Origin of the sequence: Bacillus sp. FSL H8-0534 (assembly GCF_038005885.1) — a bacterium.
Classification (GTDB): Bacteria; Bacillota; Bacilli; order Bacillales; family Bacillaceae_G; genus Bacillus_A; species Bacillus_A pseudomycoides.
The window spans coordinates 2,442,273-2,458,820 of sequence record NZ_JBBOUC010000001.1; the positions used below are offsets into that span (position 1 = coordinate 2,442,273).

15 protein-coding genes are annotated in these 16,548 nt (G+C 35.5%); 3 read left to right on the forward strand and 12 right to left on the reverse strand.

Annotation, left to right across the window (positions count from 1 at the left end):
• The first annotated feature begins 24 nt into the window (after positions 1 to 24).
• Positions 25 to 717, forward strand: a complete 693-nt coding sequence (locus MHH71_RS12605; RefSeq protein WP_006093532.1) for a response regulator transcription factor — start codon at positions 25 to 27, stop codon at positions 715 to 717.
• Entirely contained in the window at positions 714 to 2,087 is a 1,374-nt protein-coding gene (locus MHH71_RS12610; RefSeq protein WP_018781946.1) for a sensor histidine kinase, read from the forward strand. Before MHH71_RS12605 ends, MHH71_RS12610 begins: the two co-directional genes overlap by 4 nt.
• Positions 2,088 to 2,144: 57 nt before the next feature.
• On the opposite strand, the gene MHH71_RS12615 is transcribed toward MHH71_RS12610, so the two are convergent.
• The 11 genes from MHH71_RS12615 to treR all read right to left on the reverse strand — a co-directional run bounded on the left by MHH71_RS12615 (position 2,145) and on the right by treR (position 14,240).
• Complete coding sequence (locus tag MHH71_RS12615) at positions 2,145 to 2,525, reverse strand: OsmC family protein (RefSeq protein ID WP_018781945.1); 381 nt, start codon at positions 2,523 to 2,525, stop codon at positions 2,145 to 2,147.
• Positions 2,503 to 3,927, reverse strand: a complete 1,425-nt coding sequence (locus MHH71_RS12620) for an amino acid permease (RefSeq protein ID WP_003195221.1) — start codon at positions 3,925 to 3,927, stop codon at positions 2,503 to 2,505. The genes MHH71_RS12615 and MHH71_RS12620 overlap by 23 nt, the downstream gene beginning before the upstream one ends.
• Before the next feature lie 233 nt (positions 3,928 to 4,160).
• Positions 4,161 to 4,805: an amino acid ABC transporter permease gene (locus MHH71_RS12625; protein ID WP_006093530.1), complete on the reverse strand. Its 645-nt coding sequence runs from the start codon at positions 4,803 to 4,805 to the stop codon at positions 4,161 to 4,163.
• Entirely contained in the window at positions 4,806 to 5,462 is a 657-nt protein-coding gene (locus tag MHH71_RS12630) for an amino acid ABC transporter permease (RefSeq protein ID WP_033799605.1), read from the reverse strand.
• A 65-nt stretch (positions 5,463 to 5,527) separates the two neighbouring features.
• Positions 5,528 to 6,358 carry a glutamate ABC transporter substrate-binding protein gene (locus MHH71_RS12635; protein ID WP_006093528.1) on the reverse strand — a complete coding sequence of 277 codons (831 nt, stop codon included), beginning with the start codon at positions 6,356 to 6,358 and terminating at the stop codon, positions 5,528 to 5,530.
• A gap of 12 nt (positions 6,359 to 6,370) precedes the next feature.
• Positions 6,371 to 7,099: an amino acid ABC transporter ATP-binding protein gene (locus tag MHH71_RS12640; RefSeq protein ID WP_003195229.1), complete on the reverse strand. Its 729-nt coding sequence runs from the start codon at positions 7,097 to 7,099 to the stop codon at positions 6,371 to 6,373.
• A gap of 169 nt (positions 7,100 to 7,268) precedes the next feature.
• Entirely contained in the window at positions 7,269 to 8,729 is a 1,461-nt protein-coding gene (locus MHH71_RS12645) for an alanine/glycine:cation symporter family protein (protein ID WP_018765564.1), read from the reverse strand.
• A 164-nt stretch (positions 8,730 to 8,893) separates the two neighbouring features.
• Complete coding sequence (locus tag MHH71_RS12650) at positions 8,894 to 9,865, reverse strand: phosphotransferase enzyme family protein (protein ID WP_006093526.1); 972 nt, start codon at positions 9,863 to 9,865, stop codon at positions 8,894 to 8,896.
• Positions 9,866 to 10,266: 401 nt separating this feature from the next.
• Positions 10,267 to 11,928: an alpha,alpha-phosphotrehalase gene (gene treC, locus MHH71_RS12655; protein ID WP_006093525.1), complete on the reverse strand. Its 1,662-nt coding sequence runs from the start codon at positions 11,926 to 11,928 to the stop codon at positions 10,267 to 10,269.
• A gap of 13 nt (positions 11,929 to 11,941) precedes the next feature.
• Positions 11,942 to 13,369 (reverse strand): PTS system trehalose-specific EIIBC component, encoded by a 1,428-nt coding sequence (gene treP / locus MHH71_RS12660; RefSeq protein WP_006093524.1) that lies wholly within the window; start codon positions 13,367 to 13,369, stop codon positions 11,942 to 11,944.
• A gap of 160 nt (positions 13,370 to 13,529) precedes the next feature.
• On the reverse strand, positions 13,530 to 14,240 hold the full coding sequence (treR, locus tag MHH71_RS12665) for a trehalose operon repressor (protein ID WP_006093523.1): 711 nt from the start codon (positions 14,238 to 14,240) through the stop codon (positions 13,530 to 13,532).
• 454 nt (positions 14,241 to 14,694) lie between these two features.
• Between treR and MHH71_RS12670 the strand changes: the two genes are divergently transcribed.
• The gene (locus tag MHH71_RS12670) at positions 14,695 to 16,119 is read left to right on the forward strand and encodes an amino acid permease (RefSeq protein ID WP_006093522.1); all 1,425 of its coding nucleotides are present in this window, start codon (positions 14,695 to 14,697) and stop codon (positions 16,117 to 16,119) included.
• A gap of 82 nt (positions 16,120 to 16,201) precedes the next feature.
• Here MHH71_RS12670 and MHH71_RS12675 read toward each other — a convergent pair whose 3' ends face one another.
• On the reverse strand, positions 16,202 to 16,477 hold the full coding sequence (locus MHH71_RS12675) for a hypothetical protein (protein WP_018781937.1): 276 nt from the start codon (positions 16,475 to 16,477) through the stop codon (positions 16,202 to 16,204).
• Positions 16,478 to 16,548 lie beyond the last annotated feature (71 nt).

A 16,548-nucleotide genomic window follows, 5' to 3' on the forward strand; every position in this document is an offset into this window, starting at 1 on the left:
GAATACAAATACGGAGGATATTATATGATGGATATACTACTTGTAGATGATGAACCACGTATGCTCGAATTATTAACGCTTTATCTTACTCCTAGAGGATATAACTGCGTTTGTGCGACTTCTGGACAAGAAGCTATTTCTTATATAGAAAACCAAAGTTTTAAGTTTGTTCTTCTCGATATTATGATGCCGAAAATGGATGGTTGGGAAACATGTAACAGAATTCGTTCGTTTAGTAACGTTCCTATTATTATGGTAACCGCACGCGATCAGACGATTGATGTTATTCAAGGATTAAAAATCGGGTCTGATGATTATATAACAAAACCTTTTCATGAAGGTGAACTATTAGCACGTATTGAAGCAGTATTACGGCGCAGTAATCAACATGAGCAACTACGATATAAAGGAATTTTGTGGGATGAAGCGAAACACTTTATCTCCGTTTATGAACAAGAACTCCTTCTTACACCAATTGAATTTTCTTTACTTGGTTTGTTTCTACGTCACGTGAACTACGTATTAAGTCGCGATCAGCTTATTGAGCGGATTTGGGGACTAGATACAAATACAGAGGATCGCACAGTGGATTCTCATATTCGTAACTTACGTGATAAATTGCGAAAGAACAATTTTCCAATTGACGAACATTTAAAAACTGTGTATGGAGTTGGCTACCGGTGGATTGACGCTGAAAATCAAGGAGTTACGCGATGAAACGAATTTCCGTTCAACTCGGATTTTACTTTTTAATTGTTACGCTTTTAATCGAAACCGTCCTATTTGTTTTACTCTATTATAGCCTTGTCAATACGAGGGTAAATGAGGAAATGACAGCATTATTAAAACGTGGAAATAGCCACCGAGATGTACTTGAGAAATATTTTGATTTCCAAACAATCTCTCATGTCGCTTTAATGGAGTCAGAAGCTGAAACAAAAGTTATTATTACAAACGCTCAGAAAAAAATATTAGCAAAATCTAATGATATAGATTCCACTATAAAGAGGCACATTATTGGAATGATAGCAAATACGAACCATAACGGAACGATCGTGGAGAACCACTGGAAAACTTCTAATTATATATGCACAGTTAGTCCAATAATAATAGAAGGAAAAACGCAAGGTTATGTTTATATGTTTCTTGGCACAAGTTCTATTAAAGAAATGATTACAGGTCTTACAAAACAATTTCTTGTTGCTGGTGTTGTTACATTTATTTTAACAGTCATTACGATATTTCTTCTATCGCGTCTGTTAACAAAACCACTTCTCCGTATGAAGCATGCTACTGAAAAAATGAGTCATGGTGATTTATCCGTATCTCTAACTAGTACTCGAAATGATGAAATTGGTGAACTTGCAGGGTCTATCCAAACGCTCGCGAATGATTTACATTATATGAAAAAAGAACGCAGTGAATTTCTAGCAAGTGTCGCTCATGAACTAAGAACACCGCTAACTTATGTGAGGGGATATGCAGATATCGCCATGAAAAACAGTACACCTCCTGAGCAGCGCCAAAAATATTTATCAATTATAAAAGATGAAGCTGATTATATTACAAATTTAGTACAGGACTTATTCTTGCTTGCTCAAATGGAAAAACATAATTTTTCTATTCAAGCAAAGGAAGTACACTTGCAAACCTTTCTTTCTCGCATTGTTACAAAAGTGAATATAATGTATGAAGCAAAACATATCATTGTTTCTTCAACATGTCCTTCTTCACTTTCTATAGCTCTTGATGAACAAAGGTTTGAACAAGTTATCATCAATATATTAAATAATGCGTATGTACACTCACCTGAACATTCTCGAATTACCATTTCCGTTACAGAGCATAAAACACAACTTGAAATTGCCATCCAAGATACAGGAGAAGGAATTCCAGAAGAAGATATCCCACACATTTTCGAACGATTTTATCGCGTCGATAAAGCAAGATCTCGTTCAACTGGTGGAACTGGATTAGGACTTGCCATTGTAAAAGAAATAGTCGAACTACATGGCGGAGAAATTACTGTTACAAGTGAAGTAAATCAAGGTTCTTGCTTTACTATGTCATTGCCAATCAGTATGTGAAAAAGCTTAAGAGAATTTCTCTTAAGCTTTTTCGCACATTATTTGCTCTACAAAAGTTTATTCACCAATTAACTCAATTGTTTCCGTAATTTTTATACTATCCTTCACAGATTGAGCAATCGTACAATTCTTCACCGCAAGCTCTAACGCTTTTTCTAACTGTACCTGTGTAATTCCTTCTGCTTTTATTTTATAGTGCAAATGAAGACTTTCTACCGGCCTTGGTAAAACTTCGCTTCTTCCAATTTCAGTTTCAATTGTAAACGTATCGTATGTAATACGCTTCTTTTCTAAAATTGTCCGAAATACAATTGCACTGCACCCTGCAATAGAGGAAACGAATAACTCTAACGGTGTATATCCACTTTCTTTTCCAATAGACAATTGACCATGTGAAAGTTCTGTCTCAATATCATCATGCTTGATTGTTAGTTTCATACGTTGTTCCCATCTCCACTTTCGTAATTTGCTTCCGTTTCTTATTTATATAATAATACACGTAACAGAAAATGATAAATGGAATGCCGCAATATAGCGCCATACGCTGTTCTGGAATGAATGCTAAACTAATAACAACAATGCTATTTGTAATTAACGCTAAAATAGGAACAATTGGATATAACGGTGTTCTATATTTTAAATCTTCTACTTTTCCGCCTTGCTTTACATACTGACTTCTAAATCGAAGTTGTGATAAAGCAATGATAATCCAACTTGCAACTGCAGATAAACCAGCAACAGATAATAAATAAATATATACTGTATCCTCTGCCAAAAAGCTTGTTAGTAAAGATAATGCCGCTACTGCGATTGTAACTACTAATGCCGTAATCGGAATACCGCGTTTATTTACCTTTTTGAAGGAAGTTGGTGCCATTCCTTCATTTGCAAGTGACCATAGTATACGCGTCGCCGCATATAATCCTGAATTTGCTACAGATAATAAAGCAGTGATAATAACGAAGTTCATAATATCTGCTGCATATGGAATACCGATCTTATCAAATACAACAACGAATGGGCTTTCAATAACCCCTGCATCTTTCCATGAAATTAAACCTACTAAAATCGTCATTGTTAAAATAAAGAACAACATAATGCGCCATACTGTATTACGAATTGCACGTGGGATTGTTTTTTCCGGTTCTTGACTCTCTCCTGCTGCAATCCCAATTAACTCTGTTCCTTGGAAGGAAAAATTAACTGTAATCATTGTAAGAAGCACAGCAGCCAGTCCATTCGGGAACAATCCACCATCGCTCACAAAGTTAGAAAAAAGAGGCGCTGCTTCTTTTCCGTCATACGGTAAAAAACCAAATAACGCACTACCACCAAGAACAACAAATGCAATAATTGTAATTACTTTAATACTTGAGAACCAAAATTCTAATTCAGCATAACTCTTTGCTGAGATAGCATTTGACATATATAAAATAACTCCAAATACAAGACACCATACCCAAACATCTACAGTTGGAAACCATCTTTTCATCATTAAGCCGATAGACGTTAACTCTAAACCAACTGTAACTGCCCATCCAAGCCAATAAAGCCATCCAATCATAAATCCTGTTCCTGGACCGATAAACTTCGTCGCATATTTTTGGAAAGAACCAGAAACCGGCATCGCTACCGTTAGCTCACCAAGGCAAAGCATTGTTAAATACATAATAAATCCACCGACTAAATAAGAAAGGATCGCTCCTCCTGGTCCTGCTTGGTTAATGGTATATCCTGATCCAAGAAAAAAACCTGTTCCAATTACACCTCCAAGTGCAATCATAAATAAATGTCTACTCTTCATCGTACGATGTAATTTCTCATTCGTTGTTTGCTGCATCGTAATCCTCCCCTACAAGTACCCTCTATCTCTTTTTAAAATTTTCTGATAATAAAAATATACACGAAAGCGGTTACAATTTCTATATAAAATTAAAACTTTTCTGATAAAATATAATGTTTTTTCATCTATCTTACAATTACACTATTAAAAAACCAAATATCTTCCAAACCCCAACTTTTAAACTATGTAAAAAACATAAAAAAACTCTCACATCTCATTTCATGTAAGAGTTAACGGCTTTCTAATTTCCTAGACACAAGTGATAAACTGTAGTTGACAACAAAATACATACAAGCAACAAGTAGTAATGTAGGAATCATATAGTTTACGTTTTGTCCATTAATAATTTGGGCATTATGCATGAGTTCTGGCAAGGAGATAACAACCGCTAGTGACGTATCTTTTAATAACGAGATAAATTGACTGACGAGCGGTGGTACCATTCGTCTCAATGCTTGCGGTAAAATAATATGCCAAAGTGTTTGGGTATATGATAATCCAGACGCGCGCGCTGCTTCAATTTGTCCTTTTTCAATCGATAATAAACCACTGCGAACAATTTCTGATATCATCGCTGCTTCAAATATCGTTAAAGCAACAATTGCTGCCGTTGTAATCTCTAATTTCAGCCCAGCTTCTGGGAGTGCAAAATATGTAAAGAAGATGATTAAAAGCAGTGGTAAATTTCGAATAATTTCAACGATAAAAGCTAGTAACTGTGATACGACTGGTATTTTTGCATATCGTAAGGTTCCCACTATACTACCAATAATAAAACTAAGTAAAATCGCTACAACAGCTATTTCTAATGTAACAAGTAGCCCTTTTAATAAAAATAAAACATGATCGCCTGTATAAGCACCTCGAAAATCCATTTACACCGCTCCTTTCGCTAAGCGTTTCTCAAAATAACGCACAAGCATACTAAGCGGTACAGTCAATAATAAATAAAACATACCAACAAATATATACACATCAAATGTAACAAATGTTCTTGTTGAAATTAAATCTCCTTGATACATCAAATCTGCTCCAGCAATAATGCCAAGGATAGATGAGTTCTTTACTAAATTGAGAAATTGATTACCTAATGGCGGAATTACTATTTTAATAGCTTGTGGTAAAACGATATAATACATCGCTTGCACGTACGTTAAGCCAGAAGAACGTGCTGCTTCCATCTGTCCTTTCGGAACTGACAAGATTCCAGCTCGAATTGCTTCTGCAATAAATGCGGCTGTATAGATTGTAAGTGCAGCCGTACCAGCAATAAAACCATTTAATGTAACACCCATTACCGGAAAAGCAAAATAAAATACAAACGCAATTAAAACAAGTGGAATATTTCGAATGAATTCTACATAAGCTGCGCCAAACCAATTCAAAACTCGAATGGGTGCAATTCGCATCACTGCCATAATCGTACCAAGAATGAAACTCCCAATCAGTGCAACAATGCTGGACATCACTGTATATTTAAATCCTTCTAAATACAAATCAAAATTGTTTGTAAGAATAGAAAAATCAGGCAAATGCTCCCCCTCTTTCTTTACAAGAAGAGGATGAGTATCTCTCATCCTCTTACTCTTTCTATACTTTACTTCTCTGGCTTTTCACCAATCCATTTTTCATATAATTTATCGTATTCTCCATTTGCTTTCATCTCTTTTAACAAATCATTAATTACCTTTGTTAAATCTGTTGCTCCTTTTTGAACAGCAATTCCATACGGTTCATCCGTGAAAATTTTTCCAACAACTTGATAATTTGCATCTTGTTTTGCCATACCGTATAAAATCGCATTATCTGTTGTAAGGACATCACCTTTCCCTGCTTTTAATGCTGTAAATGCTTCACTATAATTTTCAAATTCTAGCACCTTTGCTTCTGGTGATTTTTCACGAATATTTTGGGTAGAAGTTGATCCTTTTACCGCCAATACTGTCACACCGCTTTTCACATCATCAATACTCTTGATTTTGCTCCCTTTTTTCACAAGTAACGACTGTCCTGCTTTAAAATATACATCTGAAAAATCAACTTCTTTTTTACGCTCTTCTGTAATTGTCATCGTTGCGATAATCGTATCAATATCGCCGTTTTTCAACATTGGAATACGTGTTTTAGACGTCACTTCTTTGAATTCTACTTTACTCTCGTCTCCTAGAATTTTTTTCGCAAGCGCTTTGGCTATATCAACATCAAACCCTTCTACCTTCCCTGTTGCAGGGTCTTTCAATCCAAATAAGTTTGTATCATTCTTAACTCCGACTACTAATTTCCCACGCTTTTTAATTTGATCTACCACTTTTCCGCCCGAAGTTTCTTTAGAAACTTCTTTGGACGTTTCCTTCCCGCAACCTGCTACGATCAGAGTAAATAAACATGAAAATACAATTAAAACGAACAGTTTCTTCATCTTAAACATAAAACCCCTCCTCTAATGGTTTAACACTCGACTTAAAAATAATCGTGCTCTTTCTTGCTCTGGGTTTGCAAAGAAGTTCACTGGCTTTGTATCTTCAATGATTTGTCCTTCATCCATGAATATAATACGATCTGCTACTTCACGTGCAAATCCCATTTCATGGGTCACGACAACCATCGTCATCCCTTCCTTTGCTAAGGTTTTCATAACATCGAGCACTTCACCAATCATTTCTGGATCCAGTGCAGAAGTTGGCTCATCGAATAACATAATTTCTGGCTTCATTGCTAATCCCCTTGCGATTGCTACCCGTTGCTGTTGTCCCCCTGATAGTTGCTGCGGATACACATTCGCTTTCTCTGGAATCCCTACTTTTTGCAAATAATACATTGCTGTTTTTTCCGCTTCTTCTTTTGAGATATTATTTACTTTTATCGGTGCAAGTGTAATATTTTGGAGCACTGTTTTGTGTGGATATAAATAAAAATGCTGAAATACCATTCCAATATTTCGGCGTAATTGATTCATATCTGTTTTCGGATTATGTACTTCCACATCTTGTACGACTAATTCTCCTTCTGTAATTGTTTCCAATTGGTTAATGCAGCGAAGCAATGTACTTTTTCCAGACCCTGATGGTCCAACAATTACAACTACTTCACCTTTTTGAACTTGTAAATTAATATTTTTTAAGACTTGAAAGCTACCATAAAACTTATTTACATTACGAAAGGCAATCAATTCGCTTCCCCCTTTCTTCTCTATTTCTATCGTATTTTAAATTGGGGCGATTATTTATAAAGTGAAATTTCTCTGCTTCAAATTTTATTCGGCCATGCAGACATAAATTCCCATTATTTGAACAATAACGAGCAGATATACTGCCCGTTATTGTTCTACAGGTACCTTATTATGACACTTCTTCTTTCTTATCTTTTCCGTATTCATGCTCCCAAAAATCAGCATTTTTGATTCCTAGCTCCTTTGGATCAAATACAGGATCTTTTCCTTCTTTTTTCTGCTTTTCATAGTCTTTCAGTGCTAGCAGTGCCGGTTTTTGTAAAAGTAAGATTGCAATGATATTGACCCATGCCATAATCCCTACACCGATATCACCAAGAGCCCAAGCAGTTGCTGCTGTTTTGACACAGCCGTAAAATACAACGCCTAGGAAAACAATTTTTAAAACAAGTGACATCCATGGACGATCTTTATCACGATTTAAATAAGTAATATTCGTTTCTGCAATGTAGTAATACGCCATAATTGTTGTAAAAGCAAAGAATAATAGGGAAATTGCAACGAAACCGTTTCCAAATCCAGGGAATACAGATTCAACTGCTGCCTGTGTGTACCCTGGTCCTGGTTCTGCACCATTCAATTTATTTACAATGAAATTTTTTCCGCTTGCATCAAATACGTTATACATGCCTGTAATAATCATCATAAATGCTGTTGCTGAACAAACAAATAATGTATCAATGTAAACGGAAAATGCTTGCACAAGGCCTTGCTTTGCTGGATGAGATACTTCAGCAGCAGCAGCAGCATGTGGCCCAGTTCCTTGACCTGCTTCATTCGAATAAATACCACGTTTTACTCCCCAAGAAATTGCTAAACCGATAATCCCTCCAAAAGCAGCTTCTAATGCAAATGCACTTTTTATAATTAACATAAATGCTTCAGGCAACTTTTCAATATTCATAAACACAATTACGCAAGCAACAAGTATATATCCAACCGCCATAAATGGCACAACAACCTGTGCTACGTTAACAATACGCTTAACCCCACCAAAAATAATAAGTGCTAATACAACAACTAATACTGCTCCTGATACAGATGTATTAATACCAAAAGCTGTTTCCAAACTCAAGGCAATACTATTCGCTTGCACACCTGGGAGTAACATTCCTGTTGCAAGAATGGTTGCAGCGACAAACACGAGTGCATACCACTTAACCCCTAATCCCTTTTCAATATAGTAAGCCGGGCCACCGCGGAATTGACCTTGATGCTTCGTCTTGTATATTTGAGCAAGTGTCGATTCCACATAAGCAGATCCTGCCCCTAAAAATGCTACAGCCCACATCCAAAAGACAGCTCCCGGACCACCAAATGCAACCGCTGTTGCTACACCAGCAATATTCCCTGTTCCAACGCGCCCAGATAAAGAAAGTGCTAACGCTTGGAAAGAAGAAACACCTGCTTCTGATTTTTCTCCTTGAAATGTAAGTCTCACCATTTCACCTGCATGCCTAACTTGTAAAAATCTCGTTCGAATTGAAAAATATAAACCTACTCCTAAACATAAATAAACAAGTGCGGGACTCCATACAATATTATTTAGCCAGGTAACGAAAGCTTCCAATCTATTCCCCCTCCTTTTCATTTTATAAAGAATATTCAGAATATATAAAAATTATAAAGGTATCTAAAGTCTATGACAATATTATTTTGATAAAACAAACATATTTTTGTATAAAAAAACAAAGTATATATTCGATCTATATACTTTGTTACGTTGCATGTGTATTATATATTCACAATTGCTTCCTGCTTTATAATTCTTACATAAATAGCATCTGCTAGTTTTTGAAAATGTACTGGCATTTCTTTTCCTTTGAATTTTTTCTGAATCGTACCATACAAACCAATATCACGAAGTCGTAAAAATAGTGGTAGCGATTCATACCAACTTTCCTCTAATTGATGTTCTAACTCGTATCCTTTTCGTAATACTTGCAGTTGTTTACGTACAAACAATGTTTTCTCTTGTTCAGTCCATGCGGTTGAAAGAACGGAATAATAGATAACCATCGCCAAATCATGAATAAAGTAATTATAAGTCGCGTCATCAAAATCAAAAATCGTTAGCTCTTTCCCATCATAATGAAAATTCCCTTGATGAATATCACCATGCATAAGACCAAACGTTCTTTTTTCCATTGGAAGGGCCTTTATCTCTTCCATTAATATATAAGCTATATTTTTCACCTTTTCGTCATCTAACTCATCAATAATTGCTTTTTCTTCTACTTCCCACGTATCTCGATATTTCGTTTTTGGATAATCAATTGTAAGACGATGAAGTTGACCAATTGCTTTTCCCCATGCTTCAAAAAGGGGATCGCCCCAATAAATAGATGTTTCGCCCTTTACTCTTTCACCCGTTGCATAGGTAAAAAGAGAAACATAAAAAAATGTTCCATCTACTGCTTGTATTACTTCTACAAGTTTTTTAGATTTTGAATAATATGGCGCTGCAACCTTAGCTCCGTTCTCTGCAAGATACCGTAAAAAATCTAATTCTGCTTCTACTTGCTTTTCAGATCGATGTGAAGAGTGCGTTAATCTTAATACGTAAGATACTCCGCTTTCATCCTTTGCATGAAAAATATAATTTTCAAAATCACCTAGCGGATTTTCTTCAACTGTAACATTAAATCTTCTTGCAGCTTCTTCTAAAATTTTATTGGTAAAAACTCGTTCTACAGCTATTTCCATATGTAGCCCTCCTTTATGTATCTCTATATTTAATTTACCATAAATATGGAAAATACTTCTATGAATATAATTAAAAAACTCTGCCTCTACCTAGAAATAGAATCTACATCTTTCAAAACAGTCCCTTCTTTCTTGTAGAAAATATATTTCCTCTATTATCCAAAAAAAAAAACGGAACTGGTAAAATGGAAGAACTTCCACTAGCCAATCACCGGCTGTGTACTAGGCCTAAAAAGGCAAGACACAATACTAGTATAAAACAACTTCCATAAATTGACTATTCATCAAATGATGTAATTGTACATACCATTGGACGTAACCTTTATAGTACAAAAGATATATAGTGGTGTTTTAAATTAAAAAGAGGTTGTATGTTATAAACATACAACCTCTTTTTTCAATCATTTAGTAAGTCTATACACAATGGATTCATACGGTCTAAGGATAAGCTTTCTAATATCTTCACCAGAATCCTCATAATTTGATAATAATACTTCTTGCTTCATTCCAGTTAACTGAACCTCATCTGGTACGGAATATGTGATTGTTTCCCCATAAAAATTATTTACAACCAACAATACTTCATTATCTAATGTGCGTGTATACGCCCAAATATTTGGATGCTCTATATCTAAAACTGCATATTTACCTTCTGTAAGAACGTCATATGTTTTTCTAAGTTCAATTAGCTTTTTATAATGATAGAACACAGACTCTTTATCCTGTAGCGCTTTTTCCACATTTATTTCTTTTGCATTCTCCGCAACTGAAATCCAAGGTGTACTTGTTGTAAAACCACCATTCACTTCTCCATTCCACTGCATAGGCGTGCGCGAATTATCACGAGATTTTTGTTTCAGGATACCTATAATTTCTTCACCTGACATCCCTTGCGCCTTCTTCATCTTATAAATATTTAAAGATTCTACGTCACGATACTTACTAATATCATCAAAGTCCGGATTCGTCATCCCAATTTCTTCACCTTGATAAATATAAGGTGTCCCCTGTAACATATGCATCGCTGTTGCTAACATTTTTGCAGATTCATTTCGGTGCCGTTTATCATCACCAAAGCGAGAAACAATACGTGGTTGATCATGATTACACCAAAATAATGCATTCCAGCCGCCACCCTCTTGCATCTCGGTTTGCCACTTCGACATGATTTCTTTTAATTTCAAAAAATCAAAATCCGCTTTCGTCCACTTGTCACCATTTGGATAATCTACTTTTAAATGGTGAAAGCTAAATGTCATACTTAATTCCTTCCGCTCTGGATTCGAATACTTGACACAATTCTCAATTGTCGTAGATGACATCTCTCCGACTGTAATCACATCTTTTCCTTCAAACACTTCACGATTCATCTCTTGTAAATATTCATGAACACGCGGTCCATCTGTATAATATTTACGTCCGTCGCTTGTAGCCGATGTTCCTTCATCATCTAAAAAATGCTGTTCTTTTGAAATTAAGTTAATGACATCCAGCCTGAATCCTCTAACACCTTTTTCAAGCCAAAAACGCATCATGTCGTATACTTCTTCTCGAAGTTTTTCATTTTCCCAATTTAAATCAGCTTGTGTTTTATCAAATAGATGTAAATAATATTGCCCTGTCTCTTCATCATATTCCCAAGCCGAACCGCCAAATTTAGATTGCCAATTATTCTTTTCATCACGCCATATATAAAAATCACGGTACGGGCTATTTTTATCTTCACTCGCTTCTTTGAACCATTTATGCTCCGTTGAGCTATGATTTACAACGATATCAAGCATAATATCAATCTCACGTTTTTTCGCTTCTGCTAGTAGCTCTTCAAATTCCTCCATCGTTCCATAAGACGGATCAATAGAATAATAATCACTTACATCATAGCCATTATCATTTTGCGGTGATTGGTATACCGGTGTTAACCAAATGTAATCCACTCCGAGTTCTTTTAAATAATCTAGTTTCTCTGTGACCCCTTTTATGTCACCGGTCTCTGTGTTGTAGTAACTATTAAAGCTTTTCGGATAAATTTGATAGACAACGCTTTTATGCCAATCTTTCATACTAAACTGCCTCCTACTTCTGTTTTACTCGTTTTGCAAATAACCATGTTAAAACAAATGGTACCACTACTGCGATTATCATCCCAACAACAAACATTGGAATCGATTTCGGAATGATAGAAATAAATGCTGGTAACCCACCAATTCCAATCGCTGGTGCTAATACACCATTTAACGTGATAAATACTGCTGCAATTGCCGATCCCGTAATAGCTGCATAAAACGGAAATTTATTTCGTAAGTTTACGCCAAACATCGCTGGCTCCGTAATACCGAAGTACGCCGAAATCGCTGATGTAGACGCCATACTTTTATCATTTTGATTTTTGGAAATCCAAAACATTGCAAGCGCTGCACTACCTTGCGCAATGTTAGAAAGTGCAATCATTGGCCAAATAAATGTACCACCATTTTGCGAAATTAACTGTAAATCAATCGCAATAAACATATGATGCATACCTGTAATGACTAACGGTGCATACAATGCGCCAAATAATACTGCCCCCAAAGTAGGAACTGTTTCATATACACCAACTAAACCAGCTGTTAATAAATCGCCGATATGACGTGTAACTGGGCCAATGACTCCTAACGCTAATACACCAGTTACAACAATTGTTGTAATCGGAACAACTAATAATTGAATCGCATTTGGCACACGTTTTTTTAGGAAAATCTCAACTTTACTTAAGACAAATGCCGCTACTAAAATCGGTAAAATTTGTCCTTGATAACCTACTTTTTCAATTTGGAACAATCCTAAAATATTGAAGTACTCAATTTTTTGTCCCTCTAGCCCTGCAGCTGCTTTTCCATAATTCCATGCATTTAATAAATCAGGATGTACTAACATAAGTCCCATTACGATACCAAGTATCGGACTGCCGCCAAAACGTTTCGTTGCTGACCAGCCAACAAGTGCTGGTAAGAATACGAATGCCGTATTGGCCATCATATTAATTAAATCCCACAGTCCCCCTAAGCTTGGGTATACTTCTAATAAATTTTTGCCATCAAAAAATAAATCCTTTGCACCTAATAAGTTATTAATTCCCATTAATAAACCAGCTGTTATAATCGCCGGTAAAATTGGCATAAATACGTCAGAAAATACTTTTACAAACTTTTGAAGCGGATTTAATTTTTGATTCCCTGAATCTTTTACATCTGCTACCGTGGATTCTTTCATATCTGCAAGCATTATCAATTCAGCATATACACGATCTACATCTCCTGGACCAATAACGATTTGAAATACCCCAGCGTTATGAAACGCACCTTTTACTAAAGAAATCGATTGCAGTTTTTCGCTATCTATTTTACTTTCATCCTTCAAAGCGATGCGTAGTCTTGTTACACAGTGCGCTGCTTGTTCAATATTTTCTTTCCCACCAATATATTGCAGCACTTCTTCTGCTATCTTACGATAATCCTTCCCCATATTCCGTCCCTCTTTTCTTTTTTTGATACCGTTTACAAATACATATTAACTCGTATATATAAGTTAGTCAACACTCGTATATACGAGTTGGTGAGGTTTTTTTCATTTGTTCTCAAAATATACAAAATAAAGAGATGAAACACTGCACTGTTTCATCTCTTTATTTTCTCCGCGCCACATCAGAAAAATGAAAAATATCTAAACGGTGACGTGATTCTGTATATTCAAATTGACTACCATCATAAAGATGCGTAAAGTTTTTTACAACAACAACATAATCTGTTCCATTCAAATCCAAATAATTCCGATCATCATCTGTACAAGGTTGCACTTCAATAACACGCTGTGCATAACTAATATGTAATCCTAATTCCTTTTCAATGTATTTATAAATCGATTTCTCAGCAATTTCTTTCGTTAATCCCGGAATATGTTCAGATACGAAATAGTTTACATCTAGAATCACGTTTTCCCCATCAATATTTCGAACACGTTTAATATGATCTACCTTCGTTTTCGTCTTTACATTTAATAATTTAGCCATTTCTTTCGGTACTAACAATTGTTCCATCTCTACAACACTTGTTATACATTGGCGCCCTAAACGTTCATTTTCCTCTTGAAAACTCACAATACCACCAAAGTTAAATTCAATATTTTTTCGCTTTAAAACAAAAACGCCTTTGCCATGTATTTTCTGTACATATCCACGTTCCTGTAATAAATCGACTGCTTTCCTTACCGTCCCTCTACTTGCTTCATACTGCTTCATCAATTCTGTTTCAGATGGGATTTTACATCCCTCTTTTAATTTACGATTATCAATTGAATCACTTATCTCCGTATAGATCTGTTCATACTTACTCATCATTTTGAATAACCCCTTGTCACCTTCTATTTCTACTTGTATTATAGCATGACAGAAAATCATTCCAATCTCTCACTTATTTTCCAATACAAGAAAGTATATATAAATATTTAGTCACCAATCCGCATTTTTATAAATTTTTTTCATATTTTTCTTTTCATTCTAAAAAACATGTAGTATACTAACTTCAAAATCAGAGGAGAAAGGGAGCAAAGAACTATGCTTACAAATAATACAACTGTAGTTACATTTGCACAAAAACATCATCATCATACGTAAACCCTTGAAACCTAGCGGAAAAATTCACGCGTAGGTACAAGGGTTATTCCCATTGTACCTACGCTTTGGCAAAGAGCCATGTAGGTATTTTTTATCTACATGGCTCTTTTTTATTTTCAAAAAACGTTAGTAAAAAGATGATGAATAAGCAAAACTACTACAAAGGAGATAGACAAACATGGAAACGAAAAAATGGGGTTTATGGATTTTAACAGCATTTGTTGTGGGAAATATGGTTGGCGGTGGCGTATTTATGCTCCCAGCAAATTTAGCGCAAGTATCAGGTCCACTGGGATCGACGCTTGCATGGACAATTACAGGACTTGGTGTATTTATGATTGCACTTGTATTCGGAAACCTTGCAGTGCGTAAACCGGAGTTAAAAGCTGGCCCACAAAGTTATGCACAAGCAATGTTTACCTCTCAAAAGGCAGGTAAAGTTGCTGGATATAGCATGGCATGGGGATACTGGGCTGCTAACTGGGCTGCAACTGCTTCTGTTATTATTTCCTTTGCAGGATATTTGTCTACATTCTTCCCAGTTTTACAAAGTAAGCAAGTTCTTTTTTCACTAAACGGGTTTTCATTAGAACTTGGAAAAGGTTTAACATTTGCTGTATGTAGCATCATGCTATGGGGAATTCAATGTATCCTTTCTCAAAACATCGATAGAGCGGGCAACATGAATCTCCTTGCAACGATTGCAAAGATTATCGGATTTACAATGTTCATCGTCATTACATTATTTATTTTTAACGCCTCTAATTTTGGTGATGGCCAAACATTTATGAATGAGGCTGGACAATCGATTCCATTAGGCGGACAAATAAATGCTGCTGCTATTGCAACTCTTTGGGCATTTATAGGAATTGAGTCAGCAGTTATGCTGTCTAATCGCGCAAAATCACAGCGTGATGTGAAAAAAGCAACGATCTTTGGATTAATTATTGCACTTCTTATTTACATGGCAATTACCCTACTCACAATGGGTGCTCTTCCGCAAGATGCTTTAAAAGAATCACAAAAACCATTGGTGGATGCATTAAACCTAGCAATTGGTAATAAAGGTGCTTACATTATGGCACTACTTGCACTTGTATCATTATTCGGATCTACTGTAGGGTGGATTGTTGTTAGTTCAGAAGTACCTTATCAAGCAGCGAAGAATGGACTTTTCCCTAAGTTTTTTGGAAGAACAAATAAAAAAGGAAGCCCTTCAAAATCATTGCTTGTTACAAATATTATGACTCAAATTTTCTTATTTTCAACAATCTCTGGCACTGTTTCAGAAGCATATAATTTTGCCATTGTTGTTGCAACTTTAGCCTATTTAATTCCATACCTTGTTTCTACCTTGTATCAATTAAAACTAGTTGTTACAGGAGAAACATATGATATAACACCAGGATCTCGAGTAAAAGATGGAATCATTACCTTACTTGCATTTCTATATTCCATTTGGGTTATTAAAACTGGAACAGCTGATTTGAAAACATTTTTCTTAGGAATTGGATTATTTGTATTAGGGCTTATTCTTTATCCAATTTTGATGAAAAATTCGTCTACTCCCGCTTCAGAACAACCAAATAACAAAGCAAGCTAATACGAATACAAAAGAAGCTGTGAGAACCCTCCAAATACATTGGATTGTTCGCTCACAGCTTCTTTTATTTCTTGAATACTTATTAATTACTTTTATGTTGCTCCATATGATACTCTTTTCGAGTTAATAGAACCAAAGAAAGTCCTCCCATTAACGTAAACCCAAGTAAAATGGTCGCTACTAATTGTTTATTTTTGAAATGTATTGTATATGCATTCCACATAGAGCGGACATGAAGCACTTTTTTCTTAGAGTTCATTGGAGTACTACAGATGACCGTAAGAATCCCAAGTAGTCCTAATGCGACTCTCCATGAAGATAAATCCGTTGCAATACCGATAAAAATATGACCAGTCATACCTCCAATCTCATTACCACAAATATAGAACCACAAAAACATTTAAAGAATCTATTATCGAATATTTTCAA